Here is a 15,943-nt window from a genome sequence, read left to right on the forward strand (position 1 = left end):
CGCGCGCTGCCGCCGCGGCCTACTCCTCGAACCAGACCACCAGGCGGACATGGTGTTCGCCGTGGACCTCGGCGAGCGCGCGCATCACGGTCCACACCGGCCGCCAGATGCCGTCGGCCGGCACGGCATCGCGGCGCCGGGCGCGCTCGGCGCGGAACACCGTGGTGCCCACCTCCCACTCCGTGCCCTCGTCCCACAGCTCGCCGATCCGGTCGGCGCCGACCGCCAAGGTGTCCACTCCACTGGCCCTCGCGAACCCGCGAGTCCACACCGATCGGTACACCCGCTCCAGCGAGCCGTCCGGCTGCCGCCGGTAGCGTGCGATATCGGTCGCCCGGGGGAGCGCCGGCTCGTCCCAGTCGATGGCGAGGACCTCGTCCCAGCCGAGCCATGTGGCCCCGAACGCGGCCTCGCCCCACCCGGCGAACTCGGCCCTGGTGGCCTCCGCCGTATCGGCCGGAAGCCCGCGATCCGCAGCCACCGGCCGCCAGTGGCCGCTGAAATCGCGGACCCCGAAGAGACATGCGAAGGCCTCATAGTCCCTGGTCACCCCGAGCATCGACAGCTCGATGGCCGCGTACCAGGCCGTCTCGCCGATCTCGAGCCCGGGGCCCCAGGTGCGGCACTCCACGAACCCTCTGATGTCTGTTCCCACAGGCAGATTCTGCCCCGGCCGGACCGGTCACGGGTTCTGGCACGCGACACGAGCCGAGGGCCCCGCGCGGGCACCACAGCGCGATGACCGGGTCGCGGATCGCGCGGCCGAGCGACGAGTCGTGGAAGAACGGGATCAGGGGGCTGCCCTTGAGACCACACGCCGGGACCAGCACCCGTACGCTCATCCGCCGCTTCCGGGACCAGACCGGCACCACTCCGCTCCAGTGGCTCCACCGCGCCCGCATCCGCCAGGCCCAGCGTCTGCTGGAGTGCTGGAGACCACCGAGCACTCCGTCGAACGCATCGGCGCCCAGGTCGGCTTCGGCTCACCCACCGCCTTCCGCGACCGCGTCAAACGCACCGCGGGCGTCAGTCCGCACACCTGCCGCCGCACCTTCGGCGGTCGGCAGTGAGGGTGTCCGGTCCCGCTCAAAGCCGCCGGCTCAGCCAGCGCAGCGAGGAGAGGCCCAACGCGGTCATCATGGCCACGAGGTTGCGGTCCGCGGCCGGCCCGGCCGTGGTGGCGGCGCGCAGCAGAAAGCCGGCGTGCAGTGCCAGCACCTCGTCGAGCCGGCCGCGGTCGAGGTCACGCGTCAGCGGGTGGCTCTCGGCGATCGGCTGTGGATCCACGCCGCTGAGCGACGCGCTCGACAGCAGTGTGACGACATCGCAGTGCCGGGGCCCGACCCAGGAGTGCGGCCAGTCGACGACGAAGACACGGTCCGCGGTCAGCATGATGTTGAAGGGGTAGAGGTCTCCGTGCAGGAGCGTGTGGCCGTCGAGCGAGGCGTTCTCCTCCAGGGCGACGAGCCGGTCGATGTGGCGGGCCGCCCACGGCGACAGCTCCGCCACCTTCGCCCGGGCGGCGGTGTCTTCGGCCAGGGCCGGCCAGCCGCCCAGGCGCGGTCCGCCCAGCACCGCTGCCTCGACGGGCGACGGCGTCAGGACGTTCGCCATCTCGGTGACCGCCGCGAGCACCCTGTCGAGTTCGTCCGGCCGCCACGGCTGGGCCGGCAGACGCCCCGGGATCTCCTCGAAGACCAGCGCCACCCAGGTGCCGTCGTCGTAGGCGTCGAGCAGCCGCGGCACCGGCGCCCGGCCGGGAAGCCGCCGCGAGACCGCGATCTCCCGGCGGTGGAAGTCCGCCACCGCGGGCGCCGTCGACGAGCTGGCCGCCTTGACGAACGCCCGGCTGCCGTCCGCCAGCAGCACTCGCGCGGCCAGGCCCTCCGAAAACCCGCCCGGCTGGCTGATGGCCGTGGTCACCGGGCTGCCGAGCAGCCGCTCGATCCGGGCCGTCACCTCACGCGGCAGCGCCGCCCAGGCCACCCTCCGGCTTCCGGTGGCCTCGGGCAGGCCCGGGGCCACCGCGGCGAGCTCTTCGCCGGGATCGCGTGTCATCGTGGTTTTCCCCTGTCGATCGGCGTGGATGTGGCAGCGTGAGAGTCCATCCGCCACTCGGCCGTGCCGGGCCGCGCCGTTCGCAGGGCTACCCGGCGGGCAGGGCCTCCCGCATCGACTGCGCGGTGGAAGCCGCGTCGTAGCCGTCGGGGAGGCCTCCGACCAGGATGATGTCGCTCTCGATGTGCTTCGAGCGCAGAGGGGCGATCTCCTGATACGCGGGGGAGTCCCACCAGGCCCGCGCCTCGGCGGTCCCGGGGAAGCCGATGACCACGGCATGCCCGGGCCAGCTGCCCTCCAGCACCTCGTGGCGCGTGGCGTGCACGAGGAAGCGGCCGCCGTACGGCTCGAAGGTGGCGGTGATGCGCTCAATGTACTCGGCGATCTCCGCGTTCGGGGCGGCTTCCTGGAGATGGGCTATGACGTAGGCGGTCATGGTGTCCCTCCGGTCGGTCGGTCTCCGTATGCCGACGATCGTGGCAGGTGGCCATGACGGGGTCGATGACCTGACAGGTAAGCGGCCGGGCGTGAGGTCGTTCAGACGAGCTTCTCGAAGAAGAACTCGTGCTTGAGGAACGATGTCTCGTGCTCGGCCCCGGGGTAGGGCGGGATGAGCTGGGCGGCCTGGAACAGCCGCCAGCCGTCCTCCAGCGCCGCGACACCCGTCGCGTACGGGGGCTCGTCGCTGTCGCCGGTCGTGGGGCGGGTGCGGCCGGAGCCGTCATAGCGGGCCCAGCCGACGACATCGGAGTCGAGGGCGGAGGTGGACAGGTACAGGACGAGGACCTGCTGCTTCACGGCGCTCTCCGGAATCCTGGCGTTCTCGGTGTTCTCGGTGGTCACGCGGTGCTCCTTCACGCGGGCCGGTTGGCGACGCGAGTGGCCCAGTAGTCGATGTCGAAGCCGGGGTCGGCGGTCATGGCCCGCCACAGCTTGATGCGGTTGTGGATCTCCAGCCGGCCGGTGGCCTTCTCGTACCAGGGGAAGCTCCGCCGCAACTCCTCGCGGACCGCCGGGCTGTCGGGGCCGTCGGAGGCTTCCGTGTCCCACAGGCGGACCTGCGGCACGGTCGGATTGAAGCGGATCTTGTACATGTGGCGGACCCGGCCGCTGTCGTTGCGGCGTCCGCCGTGCCAGATGCCGTGGTGCAGCAGGATGACGGTGCCGGCCGGACAGGTCAGCCGGGTCTGGCCGCGCAGGTTCTGGTAGCGGCCGGTGTCGGATTCGTTGGTACGGCGCAGATGGCTGCCCGGGACGATGAGTGTGCCGCCCATCTCGGCGGTGACTTCCTGCGGGTAGTACATGAGCTGTACGTCGAACGCGTCCGTCCGCAGGTCGATGAGGGCGTCGGCGTGCAGCGGCTGGGCGCTGCCCTGGTGCGGTTCCCGGGTGTGCACGAAGTGGTGGTCGACGGTCGGGTCCGGCCCCACCAGACTCTCCAACGCCCCGGCCACGAAGGGGAGTTCGACGAGCCTTCGGGCGAAGGAGCCCTCGGGAAACGCCTCGGGGACCGGCGTACCGTACGGCACCGAGGGCAGCCCGGCCTCGAACACGCCGAACGCCTCGTCGTTCATCTCCTGGGGGACGGCCCCGTCGAGCCTCAGGAAGCCGTGCGCCACGAACCGCGCCACCTGAGCGGACGTCAAAAGGTGTCGTGTGGTTGACATGCGACAACCATAGGAAGCACCACTCGGTCAGTCGTGGGTCGTAATCAGCATCGACTGGTAATTTTTCACCATGACCGAGCGCGTGGAACTGGCCCTCGACCTGCCGCCGCAGGTCGTCAACGCGGGCGTGGGGGTGCACGGCTCGGCCGGGCCCGAGGTGTTCCGGCTTCCTCACCTGTGGCAGCTCCATCTGTACGGCTACTCCGGGACGTTGGAGCTGGGCGGGTCCGCGCATCCGATCCGGCCCCGGCATGTGAGCCTCGTACCGCCGGACGCGGAGGTGCGCTTCCACTACGGCGCGCGGCGCTGTGAGCACCTGTACGCGCACTTCCGCCTGCCCGGCGGTGGGGAGCGCCGGAAGGTGCCGGTGATGCAGGACGCCGGCGCGGACGCGGCGGCGCTGCGCGAGGCGCTGCGGCAGACGGTCGCGGCGACCGCCCAGTCCCAGGCGCGGGCATCGGCCGAGCTGTGGACGGTGCTGTGGCGCACGACCGGCCTGACCGGTGCCGCCGAGAGCCGCCCGGGCGCCCCGCACCCCGCCCTCCGGACGGCCCTGGCCCATATCGAGGAGCGCTTGGCCGGCCCCGTGAGCGTCCCGGACATCGCCCGTGCCGCCGGTGTCTCGCACACCCATCTGACCCGGCTGTTCCGCGAGGGCACCGGGGCCACGGTCGTCGGCTACATCAGACGGCGTCGCATGGAACGGGCCCGGCACCTGCTGCGGGCCTCGACCCTGGCGATCCCGGCCATCGCGGCGACGGTCGGGATCCCGGACCTCCAGGCGTTCAACAAGGCGTGCCGCAAGGAGCTCGGGGCCTCGCCGCGCGCGGTGCGCGACGCCGCATGGTCGAGCGCGGCAGATCGCTGACCGTGCGCCGCGGGCCGCCGTTATTCGCGCGGCCCGCCTGTCGTTTCGCCCACCAGGGACTCGTGGGCGACTCGGAACTCGCTGGGCGATGTGCCGTAGGTGGTGCGGAAGAGCCTGCTGAAGTGGGCGGCGTCCGTGAAACCCCAGCGTGCGGCGATGGTGTGAATGGCGCGTCGGCTCTGGCGGGGATCCATCAGGGCGCGGCGGCACTGCTCCAGGCGTTTCCGCCGGATCATGGACGCGGGAGTCGTGTCGGCGGTGGCGAGCAGCTGTTGCAGATGGCGCAGGGAGACATGGTGAGCCTCGGCCACGGTCTGCGGGGAGAGATCCGGGTCCCCGAGATTCTGGTGGATGAACGTGTGAACCCGGGCGAGCAGAGCCTGCCGATGGCTCTCCGGTGGCAGTGTGCGCAGTGCGCGGAGTTCATGGGCCAGGAGCGTGGTCAGCAGTTCCAGAGCGATGTCGAACAGACGGATGATCTCGGCGGCTCGGTACGGGGCGGGCTCCCTGAGGATTTCGCGCAGGCAGTCGGACAGGATGCCGCCGATGCCCTTACGGCCCGGGAGCGGTGTGGCCAGGAGCATGGCCACGTCTGTGGCGGGCAGCGGCAGCAGGGCTTTGGGCAGGAAGAACATCTGGTGCGCGCCGCCCTCGTAGCACGCGCGGAACGGCTGCGAGGAGTCGAAGAGCACCAGATCGCCCGCCCCGACGGTTACCTCGCGGCCTCTTTGGCTGAAGCCATGGGTGCCGGTCCGGATGACTCCGAGCAGGTATTGCTCCGGATCCGACTGGCGGATGTGCTTGGCGGTGCGGTCCGCGCGCAACGGCGACCGCACCACTTCGGTGGACACCTGAAAGGTGTTCGTGCCGATCACCCGGGCCGAGGCGCGGAAGTCGGCCGCGTCCTCACTGCGCACCCGGGTCGAGATGAGCGCGTGGCGGGTCATCTCGTACCAGCTCGCGAAGCGCTCTCCGACGGGTAACCTCTCGCTGTCGAAAACCGTCTCGATCATTGATCCCCCCGTGTGGCCGACCAGTCCTCGAGGCACGGCCTCACCATGTGCGGCCGGTCTTGCCGGAACCTTGGCGGCACCTTGAAATGGCTGGCCGGGGCGTGGCGGGGGGCGACCGAGCCGCGGCACGATGCGTACAGGGGACGGTCGGCACTGTCGCTCCGGGCCGCATGGTGGTGTTATGGAAGTGGCACCGAGGGCGAAAAGAGACACGGAGAAGCGGTTCAGGCCGCGCACCGTGCAATCAGGGCCCGCGAGAAGTGGGCAGCCCTCGGCGCCCCGTGTTGTGACGGACGGTGGCGCCTCGTCACCCGCGGCACAGGGGCAGCAGACAGCTCTCGCCCGGGGCCACGGACACCGTGCGGTCGCCCAGCACCACGTGGATCGGTTCGCGGTCGGAGGACGGCACGGCGATCCGCAGCCGCTCGGTGCTCAGCGTCAGCCGCACCCCCCAGTGGCCCCGGTAGCGGATCGACAGCCCGAACCGGGACAGCTCGGGCAGTGGCACGGGGTCCAGCCGCAGCGCCCCGCCGCGGGGCTCCAGTCCGGTCAGGCCGCGCTGTACGAGGTCGAGGGTGCCGGCCATGGCGCCGAGGTGGATGCCCTCCCCGGTGGTGCCGCCCTGGAGGTCGGCGATGTCGCCGGCGAGCGCCTCCTGGCAGAACCGCCATGCCTCCGCCCGCCGCACCCGGGGCAGGACCCAGGCGTGGACGACGCTGCTGAGGGTGGAGCCTTGGCTGGTGCGGCGCAGGTAGTAGTCGACGGTCCGCCGCCAGATGGTGTCGTCCAGCTCGTAGCCGAGCCTGCCGAAGAGGCGGCGCAGCTCGGCGGGCGCGAAGAGGTAGCCGAGCATCAGCACGTCGGCCTGTTTGGACGCCTGGTAGTGGTTGACCGTGTCGCCCTCGGCCTCCAGGATCCGGTCCAGGCGCCGGATGTCGCCGTAGGCCTCGCGATAGCGGTCCCACGCGAGCTCGGCGAGGTCGCCGAAGCCGTCGAACTGGCTGATGATCCCGTGGTGCCAGGGGACCAGCAGCCGCCGGGAGACGTCCTGCCAGAGGTCCAGCTCCGCTTCGGCGAGCCCGGTGCGTTCGAACAGGTCCCGGCGGCGCGGCTCGGGCAGGGAACGCAGCAGGTCGAGGGCGCGGGCCAGCACCCACGCCGCGGTGACATTGGTGTACGTGTTGTCGTCGATGCCGGGGCGGGAGGCGCCGGGGTAGGCGTCGTGATACTCGTCGGGGCCGACCACGCCGAGGATCCGATACCGTCCCCGGGCGCCGTCCCAGGTGGCCGCGTCGGCCCAGAACCGGGCGATCTGAAGCAGCATCTCGGCGCCCTTGGTGTGCATGAACTCCGCGTCGCCGGTGGCCTCGCCGTACTGCCACACGTTGTACGCGATCGCCGAGCCGACGTGGTGCTGGAGCCGGGAGTGGTCGGGCAGCCAGCGCCCCGAGCGCGGGTTGAGGTGCAGCCGCTGGGTCTCCTCGCGGCCGTCGCTGCCGCTCTGCCACGGGTACATCGCGCCGGCCCGCCCGGCGTCACGGGCCGCGAAACAGGCCTGCTCCAGCCTGCGGTGGCGGTAGGCCAGCAGCGCCCGGGAGACCTCGGGGAGGTGCAGGTTCAGATACGGCAGCACGAACAGCTCGTCCCAGAACACATGGCCCCGGTACGCCTCGCCGTGCAGCCCGCGCGCGGGCACCCCGACGTCCAGGTCTGCGGTGTGCGGGGAGAGCGTCTGGAGCAGATGGAACAGATGCAGCCGCAGAATCCGCCCCGCCTCCCCCGGCACGTCCAGCTCGCACGCACGCCACAGCTGCTCCCACGCCGCACGGTGGGCGGCGGCCAGCGCCGTGAAGCCCGGCGCGCGGGACACGCGGTCCACGGCGGCGTGCAGCGGATCGCTGATCGCCGGGTCGCGGGAGGTGTGCAGGGCGACACACTTGTCGACGGTCACCGTCCGGCCCGGCTCCAGAGCGGGCCGCAGCAGGAGGCGGGCGCGTCCCGGCGCCTGGGCGGTGGCCGGGTCCGTGTCGCCGTCGGTGGTGGTGCGGGCGGCCATGCCGACGCGGATGTCGGAAGTGCTGGTGCGGCAGCGCAGCCAGACCACGTCACCGCCGGGCGCGGTGCCCGTGTGCACATGGGTCAGATGCCGGCCGGCCAGCTGCCGGTACCGGGCCACACCGGTGTTGGCCACCGTGCCGTCCAGCGCCGACTCCACCTCCAGCCGACCCGACCAGTCCTCCGCGGTGAACTCGGTCCGCAGCGCCGCCAGATGCGGGTCGCCCATGTGGACGAGGCGCAGCTGCCGCACCGCCAGGTGCCGGCCGGCGCCGTCCACGTACCGCGCGGTGCGCTCCAGGACACCGGCGCGCAGATCGAGGGCCAGCCGGTGGTCGAGCGGCGGGTGGGTGTCCGGTGAGAACCACGGCGCCGTGGACTCGTCGGCGGTGTCCCCGTCCCTGATCCGGAAGCGCAGGGGCAGCCAGTTGGGCAGGTTGACCAGGTCCTCGTTCTGCACGCGCCGGCCCGCCACCTCCGACTCCAGCCGGTTGTAGCAGCCCGCGACATAGGTGCCGGGGCTGTGCACGGTGTCCGCGGCGCACTCCGGGACGGCGCCCCGGGTCGCGAAGTAGCCGTTGCCGAGGGCGCACAGGGACTCCCTCAGCCGCTCCTCGGCCGGGTCGTATCCCTCGTACACCCAGGTCCATGCGGGCGGCGTCGCACCCATGGATCACCCCCGCGGCTCCATGACGACCACCGCCCTTCCCGTGGGCTCCGTCTTTCCACCCTGCCCCTGCCGCCGCGCGGTGTCAGCCCGGGGCGCGGCGGCGCACGCGCCGAGCGCCGGGGAGCGACGCAGCGGATGCGGCCGGGCGGCACCGACACCACGATGAAGGCATGACCGCCCCTGGGCTGTCGCGGGAGGAGGCGGCACGACGGCTGGCGGAGTACGGGGCCAACGTCGTCGCCCGGGAACGGCGCACCCCCGTGTGGCGCCGTGTGCTCCAGCAGCTGCGCGACCCGCTGATCGTGGTGCTCCTCGTGGCCGCCGTGCTGACCCTCGCCACCCGAGACCTCCCCGACGCCGCGGTGATCCTGCTCGTGATCACGGTGAACACCGTGGTCGGCGTCGTCCAGGAGGTACGGGCGGAGCGGGCCGTGGCGGCCCTCTCGGCGCTGAGCGCCCCGGTCGCCCGCGTGGTGCGCGGCGGCGCGGAGTGTTCCGTACCGGCCGCCGATGTGGTGCCGGGGGACCTGGTCCTGCTGGCCGAGGGCGACATCGTGCCCGCGGACGGCGAGGTGTGCGACGCGGCGCTGCTCCTGGTGGACGAGTCGGCGCTGACGGGCGAGTCGGTCCCGGTGGAGAAGGCGGCCGGCGAGGACCGGTCGCTCCGTACGGTGTCGGCGGGCACGGTGGTCGTCCGCGGCCGCGGACGCGTCCTGATCACCGGCACCGGGCCGCACAGCGCGCTCGGCCGGATCGCCGCACTGATGGGAGCCGCGTCCGGCCTGACCCCGCTCCAGCGCAGGCTGGCCCGGTTCGGCCGGGTGCTGGCGGCCGTCATCGTCGCGCTGTGCGCGGTGGTGCTCGCCCTGGGGCTGGCGCGCGGACAGCCGGTGGAGCTGATGGTGGTGGCCGCGATCAGCCTCGCCGTGGCGGCCGTACCCGAGTCGCTGCCCGCCGTGGTCACCCTCGCCCTCGCGCTGGGAGCCCGGCGGATGGCGGACCGGCACGCCATCGTCCGCCGGCTGCCCGCGGTGGAGACCCTGGGATCGGTCACGGTGCTCGCCACCGACAAGACCGGCACCCTGACCGAGGGGCGGATGGCCGCCGAGAAGCTGTGGACGCCACAGGGCGAGGCCACGGTCACGGGCGTCGGCTACGACCCCGAAGGCCGCGTCACGCGCGGCGGGCGGACCGTGACCGCGGACGACGCCCCCGACCTGGCCGCCCTGCTGCGCGCCTCGATGCTGTGCAACGACGCCGCGCTGGAACCACCGCCGGACGGCGACACGCCGTGGCGCGCGATGGGCGACCCCACCGAGGCCGCGCTGCTCACGGCCGGAGCCAGACTGGGGGTGGACCGCGGCGCGCTGGATCGCGGACTCCCACGGGTCGACGAGATCCCCTTCGACAGCGCGCGCAAGCGCATGACGACGGTGCACCGCACACCAGGTGGCGGACTGCGCGTCGTGTGCAAGGGAGCGCCCGAGGCCATGCTCGGCCCCACGGTCCTCGCCGGCCCTCCGGACACTCTCTCCCAGGCCGCGGCGCAAGCCGAGGAGCTGGCCCGCGGCGGATACCGGGTCCTCGCCGTGGCCTCGTCCGACCACGACGAAGCACGCGCCCGGAGCCCCGACACCTGGGAGACGGGCCTGTCGCTGCTCGGGCTCGTCGGCATCCTCGACCCGCCCCGCGACACCTCCCGGACGACCATCGCCGCCTGCGAACACGCCGGGATCACCCCCGTCCTGATCACCGGCGACCACCCGCTCACCGCACGCGCGGTGGCGGCGCGCTCGGGCATCGTGGCCCGGCCGGACGAGGTCACCACGGGCGAACGCCTCCGCCGGGGCACCGCGGGCGAGCCCACCTCGCTGCGCGTCTACGCCCGGACCACGCCCGAGCAGAAGCTGGACATCGTCCAGGCGTGGCGCACGTCGGGCCATGTGGTGGCGATGACCGGCGACGGCGTCAACGACGGGCCCGCCCTGCGCCGGGCGGACATCGGCGTGGCCATGGGAGAGCGCGGCACCGAGGTCGCCCGCCAAGCGGCCGACCTCGTGCTCGCCGACGACAACCTGGCCACCGTCGTCGCCGCTGTCGAGGAGGGCCGTCGCGTCTACGCCAATGTGCGGCGGTTTCTGCTGTACGCCCTCGCCGGAGGCACCGCGGAGATCCTGGTCATGCTCCTCGGCCCCTTCCTCGGGATGCCCCTGCCCCTGCTCCCCGCCCAGATCCTGTGGATCAACCTGCTCACCCACGGCCTCCCCGGGGTGGCGCTCGGAGCGGAACCCGTGGCCCCGGGCGTCATGCGCCACCCGCCCAGGCCGCCCGAGGAGAGTGTGCTGGGCGCCGGGCTCTGGCCCCGCCTCCTCGCCATGGGGGCCTTCGTCGCCGGTGTCACCCTGGTGGCGGGGGTGTGGGCGCGGGAGACCGGCCGACCGTGGCAGTCCCTGATGTTCCTGGTGCTCGGCGCCACCCAACTCGGTGTCGCCGCGGGCTCCCGCGCCCGTCCGGGCAGTCTCTCCAACCCGTTCCTGCTGGTCGCCGTGGGAGCGGCACTGGCCCTCCAGGCGGCGGGCGTCTATCTGCCGCCCCTGCGCGCCCTGTTGGGCACCGAACCACTGCCGCCCCTCGACCTCGCCATCGCCTGCGCGCTCTCCGGCCTGGGACACGTCGTCATGCGGGCACAGCGGAGTCTCTTCCCCGAGCGCCCGCCACGCGCGGGTCCCGCGTCAGTCCCGGCCCGACGGCGCCGCGTCAGCGACGGAAGGGCCCGGTCACCTCGTACGTGATGCCGTCCGCGGAACTGCCGCTCGTGCCGCGCTGGCTGGAGAAGTACAGCCGGGTGCCGTCGGGGGAGAAGGCCGGGCCGGTGATCTCCGAGCCGGACTGGCCGTTGATGCGCAGGAACGGCGCGACGATCTCGTCCGGCGTGATCATGCAGATCTCCATGTTGCCGCCGTCCTCGGCGACGAACAGGTCGCCGGAGGACGAGCCGGTGACATTGTCCACGCCGGTCAGCGGGGCGGAGCCGGGGTTGACCAGGGAGTCGTCGTAAGCCAGCTCGTAGGTGCTGTCGGTCAGGTTGAGCCGCCAGACGCGGTTGTCGCCCTTGGTGGTGAACCAGACGGTGTCATTGGCGTAGTGGCAGCCCTCGCCGCCGTTGAAGATCTTGGCGCCCGAGACCTGGTCACGGGTGTACGTGGGAGAGCCGTCGGGGTCGGGCACGTTCGTCCAGCTGAACGACCCGGCGGCGCCGCTGCCCGCGACCAGCACCTGAAGGGTGCCCGAGGAGAGATTGCCCCAGGTGGTCGGTATGAACCGGTAGAAGCAGCCGTCCGTCTCGTCCTCGGTCATGTAGACCACCTTGCGCACCGGGTCCGCGGCCGCCGCCTCGTGCTTGAACTGGCCCATGGCGGCGCGCCGCGTGGCGGCGTTCACGCCCCACGGGTCCGTCTCGTAGACATAGCCGCGGCTGACCTCCTCACAGGACAGCCAGGTCTGCCAGGGGGTGGCGCCGCCCGCGCAGTTGTTCCGCGTGTTGGACAGGATGCGGTAGGCGCCGGTGATGGCTCCGGAGGAGTCGAACTTCACGGCGCTCGCGCCGCCACCGGTGCTGATCTCCGAGTTCGAGACGTAGATCCAGCCCGTGCCGTCCGCGAAGCAGGCGCCGCCGTCAGGGGCGTTGTGCCAGGCGTAGGAGGTGCCGGAGACGGCCTTTCCGGAACGGGCGATGACTCTGCTGGTGAAGCCGCCCGGCAGCAGGATGCCGTTCGCGTCGGCGGCGCCCAGCGCTCCGTAGGGGCTGGGGCCGTTCTGGGCCGGGGCCGCGTAGGCGGCGCCGCGCATCAGGGTGCCGCCGAAGGCCGCGGCCGAGGTGCCGATGACGGCTCCGCGCAGGAAGGTACGACGTTCCACACTCACTCCCGGGGGTGTGTTCACCCGCCACCGGCCGGCGGCGGGCCGCGCTCACGGACCCTAGGGAGAAGAGATTGACTGTCAATAGACGACCGATGAAGGGGTCGTGAGGTGTGACACAACGGCTGAAAGTGATCGACCCAGCCGACGGCGCCGGTGCAGATCCTTCGCGTCGGCGCCGCTCAGCGACCGCCGGCGCAGAAGCAGGACGTGGCGATCGGAACGTCGGCGAGCGCGGCGGCGACGGTCAGTTGCCGGGCCACGATCCCCGCCTCCGCCACCTTGCCGAGCCGCACCAGGCATGCGTGGTACCCACGCAGCGACCATACGTTCCCGGGGTGTTGAGAGGCTCTCGGGAGCGTGTCGTCGAGCCCGAGATCCGCCTGGTACACGGCCTCCGCCTCCTCGACCCGGCCACGCTCGAGAAGCAGCGCGCCGTATGCGTGACGGGTCGGTTGCATCCAGCCCCAAGGCTCGTCGTACGGGAGGTTGTCGTCGAGGCCGATCGATCGGGCGAGCGACGCGAAGGCCGCGTCGTACTCGCCCTTTCGGTAGTGGAGTTCGCCGTCGAGCATCGCCGACGCGATCGCGAGAATGTCCCGGCAGGTGTTGTTGAACAGCATCCGGCTCTCCGGAACACGCTCGACCGCGGCCACGAAGGACTCACGTTCGGCTTCGGCCTGCCGGACCATCCCCGTGGCCGAGTACGCCACGCCCCGGGCATAGTGCAGCATCGCGGCCGTGACGCAGTAGAGCTGACGATCGGTCGGCGACGGCAGCGCGAGGATGTCCTCCCAACGGCCGAAACGGATGAGCACGTGCACCCGCATGGCGAGGAAGCCCTCGAGCCAGTCGGCCATGGGCGGGCTTTCGACCCGCAGCAGCTCCTCGGGGATCGACGCCTCCAGCCGGGCCGCGGTGTCGAGCGCTGTCCTGTACCGCCCGAGGAACATCGCACCGTAGATCTTGAAGTGATAGTTGTGGCAGCGGTAAAGCGTGTAGAAGTTCATCGCGCCCGCATGCCGCAGATATTTCTCGTCGGCCGCGATGGCATCCGTGTTGACCTCCACGACGTGCCGGTAATCGCCGCAGAGAACATCGAGATGTGACGGCATGTGATGCAGATGGCCCGCGTCGGGAACCAGCCCGCGCAATTGGTCGGCGACCACGAGCGCCTTTTCGGGAGTCGGTGACATCTCCATCAGATGGATATACATATGGAGAACGCCGGGATGACCGGCGCCGGCGTCGCTCAGCAGCGCCCGGTTGAGCACGGTCTCGGCCTCGACCGTCCGCGCCTCCGCGGCGGGCTTCCCGGTGCGCAGGTCCCACAACTTCCACGGAGTGAGGTTCATCAGCGCGTCGGCATAGAGGGTGGCGACATCGAGGTCGTCGGACGCCAGCGCGTACACCGCGCGCATGGCGTCGGCGTACGACGCGTTCCAGACCGAGCAGTCCGCCACCGCGTGCGACTGCGGATAACGGGCGCGCAGGGCTTCGACCAGCGCCCGCTCGGTGGCCGTCGCCCCTGCTGACGTCGCGTGGGCCCGCTCCACCGCGGCGTGTGTCCGGCGGACCGTCCGCTCCAGATCCGCCTCGTCGAAGAAATCCCAGGGCTTGTTGTAATTGGGCCCCAGCGCGTACGCGACACCCCAGTGGGCCATGGCGCAGTCAGGGTCCGCGGCCGCGGCGGCCTCGAAGCAGACCACGGCCTCCTCGTGATTGAACGCATACGTCCACACCATGCCGCGGTCGAACCAGATCTGCGCTTCGGGTGAACGCGTCGAGACGGGCCGGGAGAAGGTCCCCAGGTCGAAATAGTCCATCAGCTGTGCCGTTCGGGAACTCGTCGTCGCCCTCGCGCCTGATGCGGGCGAGCCTTTTGTGGTGCCGGGCGTGAATTCAAAAGATCGCGCGGAGTTGGCACCGTAGCATCCCGAAGACCCTCTCGCGGTGTGCGTCAATGCTCGCGCGTTGGAATGCGCTTGTAGGCGCTCACTCGGGGCGCCTGGCGCTCAGGATCGCATAGCCGAGGTCCATCGCCGCGGTGATCTGTGCCCACTCCGCCACGACCGTGTCGAACCGCTCGGCGTCGACGCCGAACGCCGCCGCGAAGTCGGCGGGTTTGGCGGAGACGGCATGGCCCAGGGCTTCCATGGACGGGCGGACGATGTCGTCTCCCAGGTCGGCCAGCTCTTCCAGGCGCAGGCCCGCGCCGAGGATCAGCCGGGGGTACTCCGCCAGTTCGATATGGGCCGGGACCGCGAACATCGAACGGCCGCGCTGAACGGCGTCGTGGTCCCGCGCCGCGACCGGCTCCCGCAGCACGACGTCCATGACGGCGAGCCGTCCGCCCGGGCGGAGCACCCGCGCGATCTCCCCCAGCACCTGCGCCGGGCTGGGCATGTGGAACATGCACTCCAGCGCCCACACAGCATCGAACGAGGCGTCGGGGAACGGCAGTGTCATGGCGTCGGCGCAGACGAAACGCACCCGGTCGGCGACCCCCTCCCGCTCGGCGAGCGCCGTCGCCCGCTCGACCTGCACGGGGCTGACGGTGACGCCGACGACCTCGACCGGCGCGCTGAGCGCCAGCCGTACGGCCGGCTTGCCGGAGCCGCAGCCGACGTCCAGGACCCGGCGGCCGGCGATGTCGCCGAGCTTGCCGATGAGATGGTCGGTCAGCCGGTCGGCGGCGACCCCGAGGGGGCTCCCGTCGTGCGGGTGCGGCCAGTAGCCGAAGTGGAGGTTTCCACCCGCCGCCTCACCGAACAGGTCGGTGAGGCGGTTGTAGTAGTCCGCCACATGGTCGGGGGAGATTTCCTGCGATGCGGTGGTCATGGTGCGAATCCCTCCAGGTCAGGGGCGCCCGTGCGGACGGCCGCTGCCGCCGTGACGCGACCACCCTAGGGATTCCGGAGCGGCCGGAGACCCCCCTAGTGACTCCAGTTGTTCAGCCCCGCCGCCGGCCGGTACGGGTTCCATGTCATCGAGATGCGGCTCCGTCGCGCGGCACCCCGGTCCGGGTGACGGCCGTGCGGCGGATGACCACCTCGCCCCGGTCCGTGGCGACGGCCACGGCGTACAGACCGGGACGCTCGCCGTTGTACTTCAGCGGAAGGTCGGTGGCGCCGTCGCCCAGCCAGGAGCGCATGTCCTCCTCGGTGCCGCCGACCTCCATCCAGGTGATGCCCTGGGGTGCGGTCCTCTCCTCGGAACGCGGCTGCGCGGCCGGGTGGTCGGCGAGGTCCTCGATGAGGAAGACATTGGGCACCCCCCGCTGCCAGCAGGGGATCGTCTCGGGGACGCGGATCGCGTTGCGCTGGATGCCGTCCGTCCGCTTGCGCAGCGGCTTGTCGATGACGTCGGTGCCGAAGTGCTTGGCCAGCTCCTCCAATTCGTCGCGCGTGTCGACGCGCAGGCACCAGCCGATGAAGACGTCCCCACCTTCGATCTGGTCGTAGAACCAGCGGGCGTTGGGGTTGGTCTGCGGGGAGTACGCGTCGATGACGCTCTCCACCTCGATGTACTGGGCCGGGCCCAGCGGCACGATGCGGTTGGCGATGCCGAGATGCGGAAACCAGCCGCCCTCGTACTGCCCGAACCCGGTCTCCTCGCAGAGTCGTTCGGTGCCCTCGTAGATGTTGCGGGCGCCGAGGGAGATGTGGTCGATGTGAAGCATGGTGTCCGTCCT

General features: G+C 71.6%; 13 protein-coding genes and 1 pseudogene. 3 read left to right on the forward strand and 11 right to left on the reverse strand.

The window, feature by feature from the left end; genetic code table 11:
- Positions 1–19: 19 nt before the first annotated feature.
- On the reverse strand, positions 20–655 hold the full coding sequence (locus ABTY62_RS24500) for a hypothetical protein (protein ID WP_352131577.1): 636 nt from the start codon (positions 653–655) through the stop codon (positions 20–22).
- Between the two features lie 158 nt (positions 656–813).
- On the opposite strand from ABTY62_RS24500, the pseudogene ABTY62_RS24510 reads away from it, so the two are divergent.
- Positions 814–1,070 (forward strand): annotated as a pseudogene (locus ABTY62_RS24510) (helix-turn-helix domain-containing protein); the annotation flags it as partial.
- A 16-nt stretch (positions 1,071–1,086) separates the two neighbouring features.
- On the opposite strand, the gene ABTY62_RS24515 reads toward ABTY62_RS24510, so the two are convergent.
- From ABTY62_RS24515 to ABTY62_RS24530, 4 genes are all read right to left on the reverse strand, one after another.
- Positions 1,087–2,058 (reverse strand): phosphotransferase family protein, encoded by a 972-nt coding sequence (locus ABTY62_RS24515; RefSeq protein WP_352131578.1) that lies wholly within the window; start codon positions 2,056–2,058, stop codon positions 1,087–1,089.
- 88 nt (positions 2,059–2,146) lie between these two features.
- Positions 2,147–2,494, reverse strand: coding sequence for a DUF1330 domain-containing protein (locus ABTY62_RS24520; RefSeq protein ID WP_352131579.1), 348 nt, complete (start codon positions 2,492–2,494; stop codon positions 2,147–2,149).
- Positions 2,495–2,595: 101 nt separating this feature from the next.
- Positions 2,596–2,856, reverse strand: coding sequence for a hypothetical protein (locus ABTY62_RS24525; RefSeq protein ID WP_352131602.1), 261 nt, complete (start codon positions 2,854–2,856; stop codon positions 2,596–2,598).
- A 56-nt stretch (positions 2,857–2,912) separates the two neighbouring features.
- On the reverse strand, positions 2,913–3,725 hold the full coding sequence (locus tag ABTY62_RS24530; RefSeq protein ID WP_352131580.1) for a phytanoyl-CoA dioxygenase family protein: 813 nt from the start codon (positions 3,723–3,725) through the stop codon (positions 2,913–2,915).
- A 70-nt stretch (positions 3,726–3,795) separates the two neighbouring features.
- On the opposite strand from ABTY62_RS24530, the gene ABTY62_RS24535 reads away from it, so the two are divergent.
- Positions 3,796–4,593, forward strand: a complete 798-nt coding sequence (locus ABTY62_RS24535) for an AraC family transcriptional regulator (RefSeq protein WP_352131581.1) — start codon at positions 3,796–3,798, stop codon at positions 4,591–4,593.
- Positions 4,594–4,613: 20 nt separating this feature from the next.
- Here the strand turns inward: ABTY62_RS24535 and ABTY62_RS24540 are convergent, their stop codons facing one another.
- Complete coding sequence (locus tag ABTY62_RS24540; protein WP_352131582.1) at positions 4,614–5,606, reverse strand: helix-turn-helix domain-containing protein; 993 nt, start codon at positions 5,604–5,606, stop codon at positions 4,614–4,616.
- A gap of 307 nt (positions 5,607–5,913) precedes the next feature.
- On the reverse strand, positions 5,914–8,331 hold the full coding sequence (locus ABTY62_RS24545) for a glycoside hydrolase family 65 protein (protein WP_352131583.1): 2,418 nt from the start codon (positions 8,329–8,331) through the stop codon (positions 5,914–5,916).
- 170 nt (positions 8,332–8,501) lie between these two features.
- On the opposite strand from ABTY62_RS24545, the gene ABTY62_RS24550 reads away from it, so the two are divergent.
- Entirely contained in the window at positions 8,502–11,123 is a 2,622-nt protein-coding gene (locus tag ABTY62_RS24550) for a cation-translocating P-type ATPase (protein WP_352131584.1), read from the forward strand.
- Here the strand turns inward: ABTY62_RS24550 and ABTY62_RS24555 are convergent.
- The 4 genes from ABTY62_RS24555 to ABTY62_RS24570 form a co-directional block, all read right to left on the reverse strand.
- Complete coding sequence (locus tag ABTY62_RS24555) at positions 11,089–12,249, reverse strand: alkaline phosphatase PhoX (RefSeq protein WP_311728651.1); 1,161 nt, start codon at positions 12,247–12,249, stop codon at positions 11,089–11,091. The genes ABTY62_RS24550 and ABTY62_RS24555 overlap by 35 nt on opposite strands.
- Before the next feature lie 182 nt (positions 12,250–12,431).
- Complete coding sequence (locus tag ABTY62_RS24560) at positions 12,432–14,075, reverse strand: tetratricopeptide repeat protein (protein WP_352131603.1); 1,644 nt, start codon at positions 14,073–14,075, stop codon at positions 12,432–12,434.
- A gap of 169 nt (positions 14,076–14,244) precedes the next feature.
- Positions 14,245–15,090, reverse strand: a complete 846-nt coding sequence (locus ABTY62_RS24565) for an SAM-dependent methyltransferase (RefSeq protein WP_352131585.1) — start codon at positions 15,088–15,090, stop codon at positions 14,245–14,247.
- A gap of 145 nt (positions 15,091–15,235) precedes the next feature.
- Complete coding sequence (locus ABTY62_RS24570) at positions 15,236–15,931, reverse strand: VOC family protein (protein WP_352131586.1); 696 nt, start codon at positions 15,929–15,931, stop codon at positions 15,236–15,238.
- Positions 15,932–15,943: the final 12 nt, after the last annotated feature.

It is taken from the genome of Streptomyces sp. NPDC097640 (assembly GCF_040302705.1).
Classification (GTDB): Bacteria; Actinomycetota; Actinomycetes; order Streptomycetales; family Streptomycetaceae; genus Streptomyces.

Coding starts and splice junctions, on each gene's coding strand:
- ABTY62_RS24530 (WP_352131580.1), bottom strand. CDS start 3,725: ATGTCAACCACACGACACCTTTTGACGTCCGCTCAGGTGGCGCGGTTC.
- ABTY62_RS24570 (WP_352131586.1), bottom strand. CDS start 15,931: ATGCTTCACATCGACCACATCTCCCTCGGCGCCCGCAACATCTACGAG.
- ABTY62_RS24565 (WP_352131585.1), bottom strand. CDS start 15,090: ATGACCACCGCATCGCAGGAAATCTCCCCCGACCATGTGGCGGACTAC.
- ABTY62_RS24515 (WP_352131578.1), bottom strand. CDS start 2,058: ATGACACGCGATCCCGGCGAAGAGCTCGCCGCGGTGGCCCCGGGCCTG.
- ABTY62_RS24520 (WP_352131579.1), bottom strand. CDS start 2,494: ATGACCGCCTACGTCATAGCCCATCTCCAGGAAGCCGCCCCGAACGCG.
- ABTY62_RS24540 (WP_352131582.1), bottom strand. CDS start 5,606: ATGATCGAGACGGTTTTCGACAGCGAGAGGTTACCCGTCGGAGAGCGC.
- ABTY62_RS24535 (WP_352131581.1), top strand. CDS start 3,796: ATGACCGAGCGCGTGGAACTGGCCCTCGACCTGCCGCCGCAGGTCGTC.
- ABTY62_RS24545 (WP_352131583.1), bottom strand. CDS start 8,331: ATGGGTGCGACGCCGCCCGCATGGACCTGGGTGTACGAGGGATACGAC.
- ABTY62_RS24560 (WP_352131603.1), bottom strand. CDS start 14,075: ATGGACTATTTCGACCTGGGGACCTTCTCCCGGCCCGTCTCGACGCGT.
- ABTY62_RS24550 (WP_352131584.1), top strand. CDS start 8,502: ATGACCGCCCCTGGGCTGTCGCGGGAGGAGGCGGCACGACGGCTGGCG.